At 49.2% G+C, this 15,888-nt stretch carries 13 protein-coding genes and 1 pseudogene; 10 read left to right on the forward strand and 4 right to left on the reverse strand.

All coding sequences use genetic code 11. The annotated features are described in order from the left end of the window. Positions 1-13: 13 nt before the first annotated feature. The 10 genes from glpX (at position 14) to ftsH (ending at position 12,681) form a co-directional block, all read left to right on the forward strand. Positions 14-976 carry a class II fructose-bisphosphatase gene (gene glpX / locus HMPREF9443_RS07780; RefSeq protein WP_009146030.1) on the forward strand — a complete coding sequence of 321 codons (963 nt, stop codon included), beginning with the start codon at positions 14-16 and terminating at the stop codon, positions 974-976. Positions 977-1,039: 63 nt separating this feature from the next. Beyond that, positions 1,040-4,312 carry a transcription-repair coupling factor gene (mfd, locus tag HMPREF9443_RS07785; RefSeq protein ID WP_009146031.1) on the forward strand — a complete coding sequence of 1,091 codons (3,273 nt, stop codon included), beginning with the start codon at positions 1,040-1,042 and terminating at the stop codon, positions 4,310-4,312. 23 nt (positions 4,313-4,335) lie between these two features. Continuing rightward, positions 4,336-5,898, forward strand: a complete 1,563-nt coding sequence (locus HMPREF9443_RS07790; RefSeq protein ID WP_009146032.1) for a putative polysaccharide biosynthesis protein — start codon at positions 4,336-4,338, stop codon at positions 5,896-5,898. Positions 5,899-5,920: 22 nt separating this feature from the next. Further along, positions 5,921-7,522 (forward strand): nucleoside triphosphate pyrophosphohydrolase, encoded by a 1,602-nt coding sequence (gene mazG, locus HMPREF9443_RS07795; RefSeq protein WP_009146033.1) that lies wholly within the window; start codon positions 5,921-5,923, stop codon positions 7,520-7,522. 195 nt (positions 7,523-7,717) lie between these two features. Next, on the forward strand, positions 7,718-7,996 hold the full coding sequence (locus HMPREF9443_RS07800; protein WP_040565310.1) for an HU family DNA-binding protein: 279 nt from the start codon (positions 7,718-7,720) through the stop codon (positions 7,994-7,996). 89 nt (positions 7,997-8,085) lie between these two features. After that, positions 8,086-8,379: an FtsB family cell division protein gene (locus tag HMPREF9443_RS07805; RefSeq protein WP_050787125.1), complete on the forward strand. Its 294-nt coding sequence runs from the start codon at positions 8,086-8,088 to the stop codon at positions 8,377-8,379. 110 nt (positions 8,380-8,489) lie between these two features. Beyond that, positions 8,490-8,981 carry a S1 domain-containing RNA-binding protein gene (locus HMPREF9443_RS07810; RefSeq protein WP_009146036.1) on the forward strand — a complete coding sequence of 164 codons (492 nt, stop codon included), beginning with the start codon at positions 8,490-8,492 and terminating at the stop codon, positions 8,979-8,981. 105 nt (positions 8,982-9,086) lie between these two features. Then, positions 9,087-10,073 carry a tRNA lysidine(34) synthetase TilS gene (gene tilS, locus HMPREF9443_RS07815; RefSeq protein WP_009146037.1) on the forward strand — a complete coding sequence of 329 codons (987 nt, stop codon included), beginning with the start codon at positions 9,087-9,089 and terminating at the stop codon, positions 10,071-10,073. A gap of 20 nt (positions 10,074-10,093) precedes the next feature. After that, a complete protein-coding gene (hpt, locus tag HMPREF9443_RS07820) occupies positions 10,094-10,636 on the forward strand; it encodes a hypoxanthine phosphoribosyltransferase (protein WP_009146038.1) in 543 nt (180 codons plus the stop codon). 89 nt (positions 10,637-10,725) lie between these two features. Further along, positions 10,726-12,681 carry an ATP-dependent zinc metalloprotease FtsH gene (gene ftsH / locus HMPREF9443_RS07825; protein ID WP_009146039.1) on the forward strand — a complete coding sequence of 652 codons (1,956 nt, stop codon included), beginning with the start codon at positions 10,726-10,728 and terminating at the stop codon, positions 12,679-12,681. A 247-nt stretch (positions 12,682-12,928) separates the two neighbouring features. Here the strand turns inward: ftsH and arsB are convergent, their stop codons facing one another. From arsB to HMPREF9443_RS07845, 4 genes and pseudogenes are all read right to left on the reverse strand, one after another. Beyond that, positions 12,929-13,972: an ACR3 family arsenite efflux transporter gene (gene arsB / locus HMPREF9443_RS07830; RefSeq protein ID WP_009146040.1), complete on the reverse strand. Its 1,044-nt coding sequence runs from the start codon at positions 13,970-13,972 to the stop codon at positions 12,929-12,931. Beyond that, positions 13,969-14,379: pseudogene (locus HMPREF9443_RS11140) on the reverse strand (arsenate reductase ArsC). Before HMPREF9443_RS11140 ends, arsB begins: the two are co-directional and overlap by 4 nt. Positions 14,380-14,381: 2 nt before the next feature. Then, positions 14,382-14,759: a thioredoxin family protein gene (locus tag HMPREF9443_RS07840; protein ID WP_009146043.1), complete on the reverse strand. Its 378-nt coding sequence runs from the start codon at positions 14,757-14,759 to the stop codon at positions 14,382-14,384. A 57-nt stretch (positions 14,760-14,816) separates the two neighbouring features. Beyond that, positions 14,817-15,830: a permease gene (locus HMPREF9443_RS07845; protein ID WP_009146044.1), complete on the reverse strand. Its 1,014-nt coding sequence runs from the start codon at positions 15,828-15,830 to the stop codon at positions 14,817-14,819. Between the last annotated feature and the right edge of the window lie 58 nt (positions 15,831-15,888).

Here is a 15,888-nt window from a genome sequence, read left to right on the forward strand (position 1 = left end):
AGTGTTGTGAAGAATGAACAGAGAGCTTTCTTTGGAATTTGTACGTGTAACCGAGGCGGCAGCTATTGCCTGCGGTCATCTTGTAGGCAGAGGCGACAAGAACGGTGCTGACGGTCTGGCTGTTGATGCTATGCGCGCAGCTTTTGATACCGTAAATATTAAAGGTACCGTTGTTATCGGCGAAGGCGAAATGGATGAAGCACCGATGCTGTATATCGGCGAAGAAGTAGGTGCCGGTGGCCCTGAGGTTGATATCGCTGTTGACCCGATCGAGGGTACCAACCTGGTTGCTAAAGGACAAAACGGTGCTATCGCAGTTATTGCTATCGCTCCACGTGGCTGCCTGCTGCATGCTCCTGATATGTATATGGATAAAATCGCTGTCGGCCCCCGTGCTAAAGGCTGCATCGATATCAATGCTCCGATGAGCGAAAACTTGGCACGCGTTGCTAAAGCAATGGACCGTAAAGTAAGCGACCTGAACGTAGTTCTGCTGGACCGCGAACGTCATTACGGCCTGATGGACGAAATCCGTAAAGCCGGCGCTCGTATCTCCCTGATTACCGACGGCGACGTTAACCCGATTGTTGAATGCTGCATCGAAGGCAGCGGCGTGCATATGTACGTTGGTAAGGGTGGCGCTCCGGAAGGCGTTCTGGGTGCTGCTGCTGTTAAATGCCTGGGCGGCGATATGCAAGCTCGTCTGGTTCCAGAAGACGAAGCTCAGGTTCAACGCTGCCTGAAGATGGGTATTGCCGATGTTAACAAGGTGCTGACTCTGGATGACCTGGTAAAAGGCGATGACTGCATGTTTACTGCTACCGCTATTACCAACTGCAACATGCTGAACGGCCTGCGTTACTTCGGCGACGGCGTACGTACCCATACTATTTCTGCCCGTTACAAAACCGGCACCGTACGTTTTGTTGATGCTATTCACAGCCTGGACCGCAAAGTACTTGCTGTTAAGCTCTGATTTTAAAACAGATTATAGGGCTGTTACGTCTGTAACAGCCCTATTTATCAATTTGTATTGCCTATGGAAAATTTATTAGTCAATAAGGTTGCCGCTGTCAAGGAAGTACGGCAGGCGGCCGAATATCAAAAGAAAAAACAGGCCTGTATTTTAACCGGGTTGGCTGGAAGCAGCAAGCCGGTCTTTTTTGCTGCCGCAGATAAGCTGCTTGGCGGCAAGGGCAGCATGGCCTTTATTACTGCTTCGCGTGAGGAAATCCGTACTTATCGCCGCGAGCTTAATTATCTGTACCCGGATTTGCCGATGCAGGAGCTTTATCCTGTAAGCCTGCCGCATGTGCAGGCAGATACGCAGAGCCTGGAGCTGCAGGCAGGACGTGCGGCCGCACTACGCTTTTTGAGCGGTGAGGAGCGGGGCATTGTTTTCATTACGGCAGAGGCGCTGCAGCAAAAGCAACTGCGTCCGAGCGGTATGTCCGGCAAGGCGCTGCAGCTCGCTGTCGGCGAAGAGCACGAACAGCGTAATATAGCTGCCGCGTTGCTTGATTTGGGCTATGAGCGTACGGAGCAGGTTGATGCTTTGGGACAGTTCTGCCTGCGCGGTGATATTCTGGACGTGTACCCAATCAACAGCAGTACTGCGGTGCGTATCGAATGGTTCGACAATGAGCTTGATGCTATGCGCAGCTTTGATGTTGACACTCAGCGCAGTCTGCAGACTCTCACCAGTATCAAAATTGCTCCGCTGAAGGTAGATGAAAGCTTCAGCTATGATGCCGATATCTTTGAATATTGCGCTGCGGATACTATGGTAGTTGTTGATGAGCCGGTGCATGTTTTCAGTATGCTGGAAAAGCTGGACAAGGAAAACAAGGAGCATGCCTCCGAGCTTTTCGGGAAACAGGAGCTTATAGAGCAGCTTGCAGCCAACGGTGCTGTGCTGGTATCGGCGTTGGGACACAGCTATCTGCAGCAGCTGCCTTCGTTGAATATACCGGTGCGCGCGGTTGCGCCGTATAATAAGAATACCAATTTGCTGGTGGAGGATTTGCAGAACTGGCTGGCGGAGGGGATTACGCCGCTGATTATGCTTTCCGGCAGCATTAAGGCCCGTGGTTTTGCGGATAATCTGCGCAACTACGGATTAAAGGGACATTTTTCCCAAAAGAGCTTTGAGCCGGGAGTCGTCAATGTAACCTACGGCGATTTGGATCACGGCTTTCGCTTTTGGGATGAAGAATGGCTGCTGCTGACAGAAAATGATATTTTCGGCATGCAGAAGCGCAAACGCTTGCATACCAAAAACCAGGGCCAACAGCTGCAGTATTTTTCGGATATCAAGGCCGGAGATTACGTTGTTCATAAGGTTCATGGTATCGGCCGTTATATAGGCGTAGAAAACGTCGAGGTTGACGGCATCCACCGTGATTATCTGCTTTTGGCCTATGCCGGAGATGATAAGCTGTATGTTCCGGTAGAGCAGGTCGGCATGCTGCATAAATATGTCGGCAGCGAGGGAAGTGTGCCGCGTCTGTCGAAAATGGGCGGCAATGACTGGAAACGCACTACGGCCAAGGCTGCTAAGGCGATTACGGAGCTGGCGGAGGAGCTGCTGCGTTTATATGCACAGCGGCAGATTATGCCGGGGCATGCCTTTTCACCGGACTGTCAGCTGCAAAAGGACTTTGAAGCAGCCTTTCCCTATGAGGAAACACCGGACCAGCTGAAGGCGATTGCCGAAATCAAAGCTGATATGGAAAAGCCGCAGCCTATGGAGCGTCTGCTCTGCGGTGATGTCGGTTACGGAAAAACCGAGGTGGCCTTGCGTGCTGCCTTTAAGGCTGTGCTTGACGGTAAGCAGGTGGCTGTATTGGCACCTACAACAGTGCTGGCACAGCAACATTATATTACCTTCAAGGAGCGCGTGCGCAATTTCGGTGTAGAGGTTCGTCTGCTGAACCGCTTTTGTACGCCGAAGGAGCAGCGCACTGTTCTGCAGGAGGTTGCCGACGGTAAGGTTGATATTCTTATCGGTACGCACCGTCTGCTGCAGCCGGATGTGAATTTTACCAGCCTCGGCCTGCTGATTATCGATGAGGAGCAGCGCTTCGGTGTTGCCCAAAAGGAAAAAATTAAGAAATGGCATCTCGGTATAGATGTCTTGTCGCTTTCGGCAACACCTATTCCGCGTACTCTGCATATGGCGCTGGTCAACGGCCGTGATATGAGCGTTATCGAATCGCCGCCGGAGGACCGCTTGCCTGTTGAAACCTATGTCAGCGAATATAACGACGGCATGATTAAGGAAGCACTCGAGCGTGAGCTGCGCCGCGGCGGCAGAATTTACTATATCAGCAACCGCGTCAGCGCTTTGGAGCCGTTGGCTGCCAAGCTGCGCCGTCTGGTACCGGGCATCAGCATCAAAATTGCCCACGGGCAGATGAATGAGGACGCATTAGAGGATGCCATGATTACCTTCTATGAGGGCGGCTGCGACGTGCTTTTGTGTACGACGATTGTGGAAAACGGGCTGGATGTACCGCTGGCGAATACGATTATTATCGACGGTGCCGACAACTTCGGCCTTTCGCAGCTTTACCAGATGCGTGGCCGTGTAGGACGCAGCTCGCGTCTTGCTTATGCTTACTTTGTTTATCAGCCTAATAAGGCGCTGAGTGAAATTGCCGAAAAGCGTCTGCAGGCCATCCGTGATTTTACGGAGCTGGGCGCAGGCTTTAAGATTGCTATGCGCGATCTGGAAATCCGCGGTGCCGGCAATCTGCTGGGACCGCAGCAGCACGGACATATTACCGGCATAGGCTTTGCCGCTTATTGCGAGATGCTGGAAAAAACCATTGAACGCCTGAAAAACGGCAAGGAGGCCGAGCCTGAGCCGGAGCCGGTTCTGGAAATTCAGGCAGAGGCCTATATTCCGGACAGCTATATTCCGGATCCGCGTTATAAAATGGAGCTGTATCGTCGCTTCAGCGAGCTGGAATATTCACAGCGGGAGGATTTTCTGGACGAAATTATCGACCGCTTCGGCAATCCGCCGCCGGAGGTGGAAATGCTCTGGCGTTTGGCAGCGTTTAAGGGCTTGTGCCGAGTTCTGAAAATCCGTGGCGTAAATGTGCATCAGGGAATTATCCGCCTGACCTTCGGCGAGAAGGCACAGGTAAACCCGGAGGCAGTTCTGAAGCTGCTGATGCAGCATCCTAAGACGATGACATTGAAAAACGGTCAGGAGCAGCAGCTGACGTACAGAATGGGTACGTCAAAGCAGGAGCCCCTGGCGTGGCTGGAGCAGACTTTGCCTGCTCTGATATTAGAAGATTGATTTAAAGGAGGTGAAAGCAGGAAATGAGCAGTGATAAATTTTTGCGCGGCGCGATGATTCTGACATTGGCAGGACTGATGGTAAAGGTTATCGGTTCTGTGAACCGCATCCTGCTTTCACGTCTGCTGGGCGGCGAGGGTATCGGTCTTTACCAGATGGCTTATCCCGTATACCTTTTGCTGCTTGCGATTTCTGCGGCCGGCATTCCGGTGGCAATATCGATTATTGTCGCAGGCTTTTTGGCGCAGAAGGACTATGCTAATGTGCGTCAGGTGTTTCGCGTTTCGCTGCGCCTGATGGCCTGCGTGGGTGCGGTGTTGGCGGTTTGTCTGGTGTTGGCGGCGGGCTGGTTGGTTGATGCCGGCGTGATTACCGATGCGCGTGCCTATTATTCGCTTATAGCGCTGACACCGGCAATTTTCTTTGCTACGATTCTGGCCAGCTTCCGCGGGTATTTTCAGGGACATCAGCTGATGACGCCGCCTGCGGTGTCGCAGATTGTGGAACAGTTTATCCGCGTAGTGACGATGGTAGTGCTGGCGTATGTGCTGCTGCCCTACGGTCTGGAATACGCTGCTGCCGGCGCTGCCTTCGGAGCTGTGCCGGGAAGTCTGACCGGTCTTGTGGTTATGGGCTGCTTTTATCGCTATTACCGGAAGCAGTGGCAGGCTGCAGCAAGCACGGAGCAGGCACCTGCTGCCGAGCTTGTGCGCAGCAGCGCGCTGATTAAACGCCTGCTGCTGCTGGCGCTGCCTGTGTCCTGCGCTAATATCCTGGTGCCTGTTACCAGCAGCATTGACGTATTGCTGGTTCCAGGCCGATTGATTGACAGCGGTCTTAGTGTGGAGCAGGCGACGGCGCAGTTCGGTTATCTGGCAGGCATGGCACAGCCCTTGCTCTTAATGGCCACGATACCGACGATGTCGCTGGCAACAAGCCTTGTGCCTGCTGTTTCCGAAGCCTTTGCTTTGAATAAATGGCAGATTATCGAGCAAAAGGCAGCAACCGCGATGAAGCTGTGCTGCCTGATAACTGTGCCTGCTTCCGTAGGCATGTGGGTATTGGCGGAGCCTATCAGCCGTCTGCTGTACGGTACGGCGAAGGCTGGCGTTGCTATTATGCATTCGGCGCCTGCCATCTGCCTTTTAGGCCTGCAGCAGGTTACAACAGGTATGCTGCAGGGAATGGGGCACACCAATCTGCCGATGCTGAATATGCTTATCGGTATTGCAGCCAAGCTGGTTGCCGTCTGTCAGCTGACGAATGCGGAATACGGTATTGCCGGCGCAGCGTGGGCAACGAACATAAACTTTGGCGTGACGGCGCTGTTGAATATTATAGCGTTGTATAAATTAAGTATAAGATTTTCCTGGCTCAGTATTGCGAAAATCATCGCCGCAGCAGCGGTGATGGGCGCTGTTGCCGTAGAAGCGCATACGCTGCTTGGCGGTGCATCGCCTGCTTTGGCAACAATCGCCGCTATGCTGGCTGCCGGGATAAGCTATATCATATTGCTGCCGCTTTTAGGCGTGCTGAACAGACAGGAACTGCGTCAGCTGCCGGTAGTGAAACGATTTTTTAAATAATTAAGAAAGAAGGCGTACTATCATGGGAACAATTACAATTGTCGGCTTAGGCCCCGGTGCTGTGGGACATCTTTCGTTGGAAACTATGGGACTTCTGCAAAACTGCGCTCAGGTTATCCTGCGCACGGCGGTGCATCCCACCGTTGCCGAGTTGGAAAAGCAAAACGTAAAATTTACCTCATGTGACGATTTATACGAAAAGGCTGCTTCCTTTGAAGAAGTATATGATAGCGTTGTCGAGCGTGTGCTGGCAGCAGCGCAGAACGGCGATGTTGTTTACGCAGTACCAGGCAGCCCGCTGGTTGCGGAAAAAACCGTTGTTTTAATGCGCACAGCTGCTAAGGCGCAGGGCGTTAAGCTGGTGATTAAGCCGTCTATGAGCTTCTTGGACTTGGCTTACGTTGAGCTGGGCATCGACCCGATTGCCGGCCTGCAGATTATTGACGCGCAGGATTTTGCGGAGATTGCAAGTGCTGGTCAGCATCCGCTGATGATTACTCAGGTTTACAGCCAGATGGTGGCCGGCGATTTGAAAATTGCGCTGATGGATGTACTGCCTGACGAATACGAAATTTATTTCCTGCGCAATCTGGGCCTGCCTGACGAGGAATGCCGTCCGATTAAGCTGTTCGAGCTGGACAGACAGCCGAATATCGACCATCTTACGAGCGCTTACGTTCCGCCGATGCCTGAGGGAGCAGAGGATACTGTATTTGAAAATGTTGACGATGCGGAAGCTGTTCCCGGTATTATTACCTTTGGCGAGGATGAGGACGAATTTGCCGAGGAAGGCGAAGAAGAAGGCTATGCGGAAGACTTTTTGCCGGAAGCAGGCTTTGATGATTTCGACATCCAGCCCTTGGCTGATGTTATGCGCACCCTGCGTGAGCCTGACGGCTGCCCATGGGACAGAGAGCAGACACACAAATCTATCCGCAGCAATATGATTGAAGAGGTTTACGAATATCTGGAGGCTGTGGATGCTGACGATGTTGACGGCATGCGTGAGGAACTTGGCGACTTGCTCATGCAGGTTGTTTTCCATGCCCGCATGGCACAGGAGGCAGGCCGCTTTGATCTGCAGGACGTTATCGACGAGGTTGTAGATAAGCTTATCCGCCGGCATCCGCATGTTTTCGGTGACACACATGTCGACAACAGCGATGATGTGCTGGTAAATTGGGAGGCTATCAAAAAGCAGGAAAAACAGGAGCGCAAGCATGTATTGGACGGCGTATCTCAGGGACTGCCGGCGCTGCTGCGTGCCTATAAGCTGCAGAGCAAGGCTGCCAAGGTCGGCTTTGACTGGCAGGACAGCGCATCCGTATGGGCTAAGGTACAGGAGGAGCTGGGCGAGCTGCAGGAGGCTTTGCAGGCAGGCGATAAGGCTGCTGCCGAGAGTGAGCTTGGCGATGTACTGTTTGCCGTGGTAAATTATGCGCGTCATAACGGCATTGAGCCGGAGGTAGCTTTGGATGGCACGAATAACCGTTTCGCTTCCCGCTTCAATTACGTGGAAGAACAGGTTGAAGCCAGCGGTAAAACATGGCAGGATTTCACTTTGAACCAGCTGGATGAATTTTGGAATCAGGCTAAGGAATTGGAGCGCAAGAGCGATTTATAAGGTTAATTTGCAATAAAGTTACTAAAATAATGCTATTTTCCCCGTAATTTATAAATATTTTCGGAAAAGGCTTGCAGGAAAACGGTTTAGAGTGTAGAATACTATTGCTAGTTAAATATGAGTTACGTTACGAAGTTACGTGCTCCGCAAGCATTTGCAATAATAACTAAAGTCATAATTAAGGAGGAATTTTTGATGAACAAGACTGAGTTAATCGCTGCTGTTGCTGAAAAAGCCGGCTTAACCAAAAAAGACGTTGAGAAAACTATCACCGCTACCTTGGAAACCGTTAAAGAGGTAGTTGCTAAGGGTGACAAAGTACAAGTAGTAGGCTTTGGTACTTTTGAAGCACGTGCTCGTAAAGAACGTGAAGGTAAAAATCCGCAAAATGGTGAGAAGGTAGTTATTCCTGCTGCAACCATCCCTGCTTTCAAAGCCGGTAAAGCTTTCAAGGATGCTGTTAACGTAAAATAATAAGCTGTTTTAGTGCTTTAGGCCCGGCAGCTGCTGCCGGGCTTTTCTAAAGATATACTGCGGAATACTCAATGCTGGGGGGCTATGATATGGTTAGACGTCGTGTAAGACATAAATCTAAAGCTTTTAATGTCTTTATGATGCTGCTGTTTGTTGCCTGCCTGTTCGTTATCGGCAAGCAGGAGTATTCTATTTATCAGATTAAACAGGAGCAGGCTGCTACACAGCAACGTATTGCTGCTTTAAAAAAACAGAAGACTGAGCTGGAGGCAGAGCGTAAACGTCTGGATGACCCGCGTTATATTGAAAAGCTCGCCCGTGAGGATTACAACATGGTGGGTAAAGACGAGGTGCCGCTGTTTATAGTTGATGAGAAAAAATAAGGCAGAACAAGAAATGATAGCTTTTGTTCTGCTTTTTTTATTGACACCATGAAAAATTAAAGAGTATAATACAAGAGTATTAAGAAATTTTAAGGGGGATTTTTTTCTCGATGTCACTTGAAGTAGGTGCAATTGTAGAGGGTGAAGTTACAGGTATCACCAATTTTGGCGCATTTGTCCAACTGCCTGAGGGCAAGGTTGGCCTGATTCACATTTCTGAGGTTTCTAATGTTTATGTAAAAGACGTGCATGACTTTTTAAAGGAGCACGACAAGGTTAAGGTTAAGGTATTATCTGTAGATGATCGCGGCAAAATTGGTCTGTCTATTAAACAGCTCACACCGCCGCCGGCTCCGCAACCGAGACCGCAGCGTCCGCAAAATGATAACTGCGAGCGCCGCAACAATAATGGTATGCGTCCGCAAGGCGACAATCGTGAACGCCGTGGCGGTATGCGCCCGCAAAGCGCAAGACCTATGGCTCCCGTTTCCTTTGAGGATAAATTATCTAAATTCCTGAAAGACAGCGATGACCGTATGCTGGATTTAAAACGTAATACTGAGTCCAAACGCGGTGGTCGTGGTGCCAGACGTGATAAATAAGCAAGCTGGTAATTAATGAAATGGCACTCCTGAGAGTGCCTTTTCTTTTATAGCATAGAAAAATGCGATATGACACGTTTAAACCGCTGCTGAAGGAGATATGCTATGAGGCAGATTGCACCTGCAGTCTATAAGCTGCGCAAAACAATTAAAAATTTGCTGCAGCCCGAGGCTCATTATCTGTTGGCTGTTAGCGGTGGTGCCGATTCTCTGGCTTTGGCACATGCCTGTGCTGCCTTGGCAGCGCAAGGCTGGGGAAGCTACAGCGTCTGTCACGTTGAGCACGGACTTCGTGGCGAAGAGGCTCTGCGCGACATGCAGGCTGTGCAGCGTGCCTGCAAGGATTGGGGACTGCCCTGCTTTACAGAGCATGTGCAGGCTGCATCCTATGCGGCACAGAACCGGCTTTCTACCGAAGATGCTGCGCGCCGCCTGCGTTATGCGGCGCTTAGGCGCATAGCGGAGCAGCAGGGCGCTGCGGCGATTGTTACGGCGCATCACGAGGGTGATCAGGCTGAAACGCTGCTCTTAAGGCTGTTGCGCGGCGCAGGGCTTCAAGGACTTGCCGGAATGCGGGCGCAGCAGGACGATATCATCAGACCGCTGCTTACGTTGCCGAAAAGCCTGCTGGAGGAATACTGCAGCGCCGAAGGCATTGCAGTCTGCTATGACAGCACCAACGCTGATACGGCGTATACGCGCAATCGTGTACGTCTGGAGCTTGTGCCGTATCTGGAGCGCAGCTTCAACCACAATGTGGTGCCGACTTTGGCGCGTACTGCCGCCTTGTTGGCGCAGGATGCGGAATGTCTGGAGCAAATGGCTGACGATGCTTACAGGCAGCTGGTGCGCAGGCAGGAGAATGCTGTCAGTTTGCCGGTGACGCAGCTTACGGCGCTGCACAGTGCCGTAAGGCTGAGAGTATTGCGACGCGCGTATTTCGAGCTGGGCGGTGAGGAGCTGTCCTTCGAGCGTAGTCAGGCTATTGATTCCTTGCTGATTAGGCGCAGCGGCGGCAAGTTTATCCAGTTGCCGCAGGGAATAAACGTAGTCTACAAAAATAAACAGCTTATTTTTGTTAAAATAATATAAAGTATAAGGAGAATGAAAAAATGCATGACGATATTAAGACAGTTTTGCTGACTAAAGAAGAAATTGATGCCCGCGTACAGGAAATGGGCAAGCAGATTGCTGCCGATTATGCAGGCAAGGAGCTTGTTGTCATTGTGCTGCTGAAGGGTGCTGCCTGGTTCGCTACCGACCTGACTCGCGCTATTGATATGCCGCTGCGCGTAGACTTCATGGTTGCTTCTTCCTATGGCAACGGAACCAGCACCAGCGGTAGTGTTAAGGTTAAGCTGGATGTCAGCGAAGATATCAAGGGTAAGGACGTGCTGGTAATCGATGATATCATTGACAGCGGCGTTACCTTTGCCTCTATCACCGATATGCTGCGTCACTACAAGCCCGCAACTCTGAAAACCGCTGCTCTGTGCGACAAGGCCGAGCGTCGTGTAAACGGTCTGGAGGCTGATTATGTAGGTTTTAAAATTCCTGACGAATTCGTTGTCGGTTACGGTCTGGACTATGCAGGCGATTACCGCAATCTGCCGTTTATCGGTATCCTGAAGCCTGCTGTATACGCACGCAAATAAAAGCCTGTAAATTGCATAAAACAGTTGCTAGTTTTTCCTATCTATAATATAATAAAATATTATGAGCTAAGTGGAAGGAGGCTACGTGCTTGAATAAATTTTTTAAGAACGTACTTTTTTATCTGCTGATTATCATGGTAATTATCTGGATGTTTGACCTTTACGGTGAAAAGAATTCTAAGCCTGCCGATATAAGCTATACCAGCTTTATGCAGCATGTACAGCAGGACGAAATTAAACAGGTAACTATTGTTGATAATGTTATCAGCGGTAAATTAAAGGATGGCAAGGAATTTTCTACCGTTGCGCCTAATGACAGCAAGCTGGTAGAAAAGCTGGAAGCAAAGAAAGTAGACATTAAGGCAGAGCTGCCGCCGCAGCCACCTTGGTGGATGAGCATTCTCAGCTCTATTTTGCCGATGCTGATTATCGTAGGCCTGTGGTTCATGCTGATGAATCAGGGCGGTGCCGGTGGCGGCAAGGTGATGAACTTTGGCAAGAGCCGTGCGCGTCGCTACGATGAGGAAAAACTGAAGATAACCTTTAAGGATGTTGCCGGTGCTGAAGAAGCCAAGCAGGAGCTGGAAGAGGTTGTTGAATTCCTGAAGCATCCGCAGAAGTATAATGACTTGGGAGCTAAGATTCCTAAAGGTGTTTTGCTCTATGGCCCTCCGGGTACAGGCAAAACCTTGTTGGCGAAGGCAGTTGCCGGTGAAGCAGGAGTTCCGTTCTTCAGTATTTCCGGTTCTGACTTTGTAGAAATGTTTGTCGGTGTCGGCGCTTCGCGTGTACGCGACCTGTTCGACCAGGCAAAGAAAAGTGCACCCTGCATCGTATTTATCGATGAGATTGATGCCGTAGGCCGTCAGCGCGGCGCAGGTCTTGGCGGTGGGCATGACGAGCGTGAGCAGACTCTGAACCAATTATTGGTTGAGATGGACGGTTTCAGTGCTAACGAAGGCATTATTATGATTGCCGCAACCAACCGTCCAGATATTCTGGACCCGGCGCTGCTGCGTCCCGGCCGTTTCGACCGCCAAATTGTAGTAGACCGTCCTGATATCAAGGGACGTACCGAAATACTGAAGGTACATGTTAAGGGCAAGCCGATGGGACCGGATGTAAATCTGGACGTAATCGCTCAGCGTACACCCGGCTTTACCGGTGCCGATTTATCCAACCTGGTTAATGAAGCAGCGCTGCTGACTGCCCGTAAGGACAAGAAGGCTATCAATATGCCGGAAATGGAAGAGGCTGCCGAGCGTGTTATCATGGGACCGGAGCGCAAGAGCCGTGTCATCAGCGATAAGGAAAAACGCCTGACTGCTTACCATGAAGGTGGTCATACCATCGTTGGTATGCTGCTTGAGCATACTGATCCTGTACATAAGGTTACTATCATTCCGCGTGGCCGTGCTGGTGGTTATACCCTGAGCCTGCCTAAGGAAGATAAGTATTATGCAACCCGCAGCGAAATGCTCGATGAGCTGAAGGTGCTGTTGGGTGGCCGTGTTGCTGAAGCTCTGGTACTGAAGGAAATCTCCAGCGGTGCCAGCAATGATCTGCAGCGTGCAACTCAACTGGCACGCCAGATGATTTGCGAATACGGTATGAGCGAAAACATCGGACCTGTAACCTTTGGTCATCGTCAGGATCAGGTATTCCTGGGCCGCGACATTGCCCGCGACAAGGATTACAGTGAAGAAGTGGCAGCCGAAATTGATAAAGAGGTACGATCCTTTATGGAAGATGCCTATGCTGCTACTGAAAAGCTGCTGTCTGACAATATTGACAAGCTGCATGTGATTGCTAAAGCTCTGATGGAGAAGGAAACTCTGGAAGAGGAAGAAATCAACCAGCTGGTAAAATACGGTCATATCCTTACCGCAGAAGAAAAGCTGCAATTAGTACAACAATCTGTTGTGGATGAGGAAATAGCTGCTGCTCCCGTTGCCGACGCTGACGTAAAGGCTGAAGCGCCTGCTGCCGAAGCAGATGTACCGAAATCCGCTGCGAATGCAGACGAAGAAGCACCAAAAGAATAAAAGCAAAAAAATAACGCTCGCGTTCGAAAGAACGTGGGCGTTTTTTGTGCTTCGCATATATAATTTTCCCTCCGCACACTTCAAGCCGCGCCGGACAGGAACGCAAGCACGCCACTCCCAAACCCAGAATCCTATCCATTCTTTGCCACAATGTCAAGTGATGAATTCCAAAAATAAAAAATCGCTCGAACGGTCAAAAACCATTCGAGCGAAATACGAAAAGTCATCGAAATTTGGTAGCATTGAGTTATCTAAAAGACTGCGTTGTTTTGTTTGCCATTTTCACCAGCGTCAGCATAACTGGCACCTCCGTCAGTACGCCGACCGTTGTTGCAAGTGCCGCCGGGCTGCTAGTACCGAACAGAGCGACAGCAACCGCAACTGATAACTCAAAGAAATTAGATGCACCAATCATACCCGCAGGGGCGGAAATATCGTGCGGTAACTTTAACAACTTGCAGGCTCCATAGGTAATAAAGAAAATCAAAAATGTCTGTAAAATCAACGGCACTGCGATCAGTATGATGTGCAGCGGGTTTTCTAAAATGACTTCGCTTTGCCCCATAAAAATTAGCACCAGCGTAAGCAGCAGACCAATCGTAGTAATGGAATCAAATTTGTGAATAAACACATTTTCAAAATACTCTGTTCCCTTACTGCGGGTTACAAATACACGGGTCAAAATACCGCCTGCCAGTGGAATAACCACAAACAGTATTACGCTTAAAATCAGCGTATCAAAGGGAACACTAACATTGGAAATGCCCAACAAAAATTTTACGATAGGCACAAAAGCAATCAGAATGATGAGGTCATTGGTCGCCACCTGCACTACCGTATAAGCTGGATTTCCTTTTGTCAACGTACTCCATACAAACACCATCGCCGTACAAGGCGCAGCCCCCAAAAGCACTGCACCGGCGAGGTATTCTAACGCAAGGTCAGGCGTAATAAATGCATTGAAAATAACGAAGAAAAACAAGCTGGCAATACCATACATCGTAAAAGGTTTTATAAGCCAGTTGACAATCCATGTCACAAACAGCCCCTTCGGATTTTTTCCTACATTTCGTACACTGTTGAAGTTCACTTTCAGCATCATGGGGTATATCATTACCCAAATCAGAATAGCCATCGGGATAGATACACGGGCATATTCCAGGCGAGCCAGTAATGCATGGACTGCTGGGGCATTTTGCCCAAGCAATACGCCTACTATCATACACAGGAATACCCATATTGTCAGATACCGTTGAAAGAAATTGATCTCTGAATCAGCTTCTTTTCTCAACCATAAACACCTCCTTCGATTTGCATTTTTAACCGTATAATGCGTCCACCAATTTGACTGATTATTTCCCGGAATACTTCATCCTGGAAGCCTGTCGGGTCATTTAGTCCCCAGTTATTGTCAAAGGCTCTGCCAATATAGGGACAACCAACATCACAGCCCATTGAAATCGCAATATCAGGTTCCGGGATGCCGTCAAAGGTTTTACTGTATTGGGACTATTCCATATCAATCCCATATAGCTCTTTCATCAAGCGGACAGCATCTTGATTGATCTGGGGCTTGGTTTCGCTTCCGACAGAATAGCTTTCAAACACATCGGAAGCAAAATGCTTCCCTAATGCCTCTGCTATCTGGCTCCGGCAGGAATTGTGGACGCATATAAAAGCAACTCTCTTTTTATCCACTTTTAGTACCCCAATTTATGGAGCAGTTTTTCCATATCAGCAGCTTTCAGCACCTTTCCCATAGACACCACTTTTTCATTGACCACTAGCGCAGGCATAGACATTACACCGTAGGCCATAATTTTCTTCATATCAGTGACATACTCCGGTTGAATAGACAACCCCATATTGTTCAGTGCTGTTTTTGTGTTCTCAAGCAAGGCATGGCAGTTCTTACATCCGCTGCCTAAAACTTTAATACAGCAGATACCGTTGCTTGCCTCATTGCAGCAGCTAATGTTTACATTCTCAGCCTCATATGTTTCACAACCTCCATTGCAAGCACAAGCAACAGCCTTTCCTCTTTCTTCTTTTCTTTTGCCGAATCCGAACAGTCTCATAATAAAATCTCCTTTTAAATTTTGTATGGTTACACCTTATTGGCGATTTCCACTTTGTTAAATCAACAGATACTGAAATACGTTAAACAGATAACCCACAATGACTATTCCAAGCGTGCAGATTACGATGAACAGTACTAACAGTTTTGGTTTTACCGCTTTTTTCAGCATAATAATGGATGGCAGGCTAAGCGTAGTGACGGCCATCATAAAGCTGAGGATCGTACCAAGCTGCGCACCTTTTGCAAGCAGGGCTTCCGCAACGGGAATCGTGCCGAAAATATCCGCATACATTGGAACACCCACCAACACGGCTAACACAACACCAAATGGATTGTTACTTCCCAATACCGTCTGAATCCAGCTTTCCGGAATCCAGTTATGAATGATTGCGCCGATACCAACGCCAACCAAAATATACGGGAACACTTTCTTGAAAGTCTCAATTACCTGTTCCTTTGCAAAGATCAGCCGTTCTCTAACTGTCAGGGCATCTGATTCAACATCTACGCTGTTTGCATTACGGATGAAATCGTCCACATAGTTCTCCATGTGCATTTTTTCAATGATTGTACCGCCGATTACTGCAATCACCAAGCCAACTACCACATAGACGATTGCGATATTTGCCCCGAAAATGCTCATCAACAGTAACAAACTTCCCAGATCAACCATTGGAGATGAAATCAGGAAAGAAAAAGTTACGCCTAAAGGAATTCCAGCGCTGGTAAAACCGATAAACAGCGGAATAGAGGAGCAGGAACAGAACGGCGTTACCGTCCCCAGCAGAGCAGCGATGATATTTGCCAAGATACCATGAAAACGTCCCAGTATCCGTTTGCTCCGTTCAGGCGGGAAATAGCTCTGAATATATGAGATTACAAAAATCAAGACACAGAGCAGGACGGTAATTTTAACCACATCGTAAAGAAAAAACTGGATGCTTCCACCCAAACGTGATGTTGTGTCTAACCCCAAAGCGGATAAACCATTTCCAATTACCGTATTCAGCCACTTCATTCCAAGCACCTGATCTTGAATGAAAAGCCACGTTGATCGTAAAATCTCCATAAGGTATGTCTCCTTTCAAATTGATAAATTCAAAACTATCGAAGTGTTGCCTAAAAGA

The organism is Phascolarctobacterium succinatutens YIT 12067, assembly GCF_000188175.1.
GTDB lineage: Bacteria > Bacillota > Negativicutes > Acidaminococcales > Acidaminococcaceae > Phascolarctobacterium_A > Phascolarctobacterium_A succinatutens.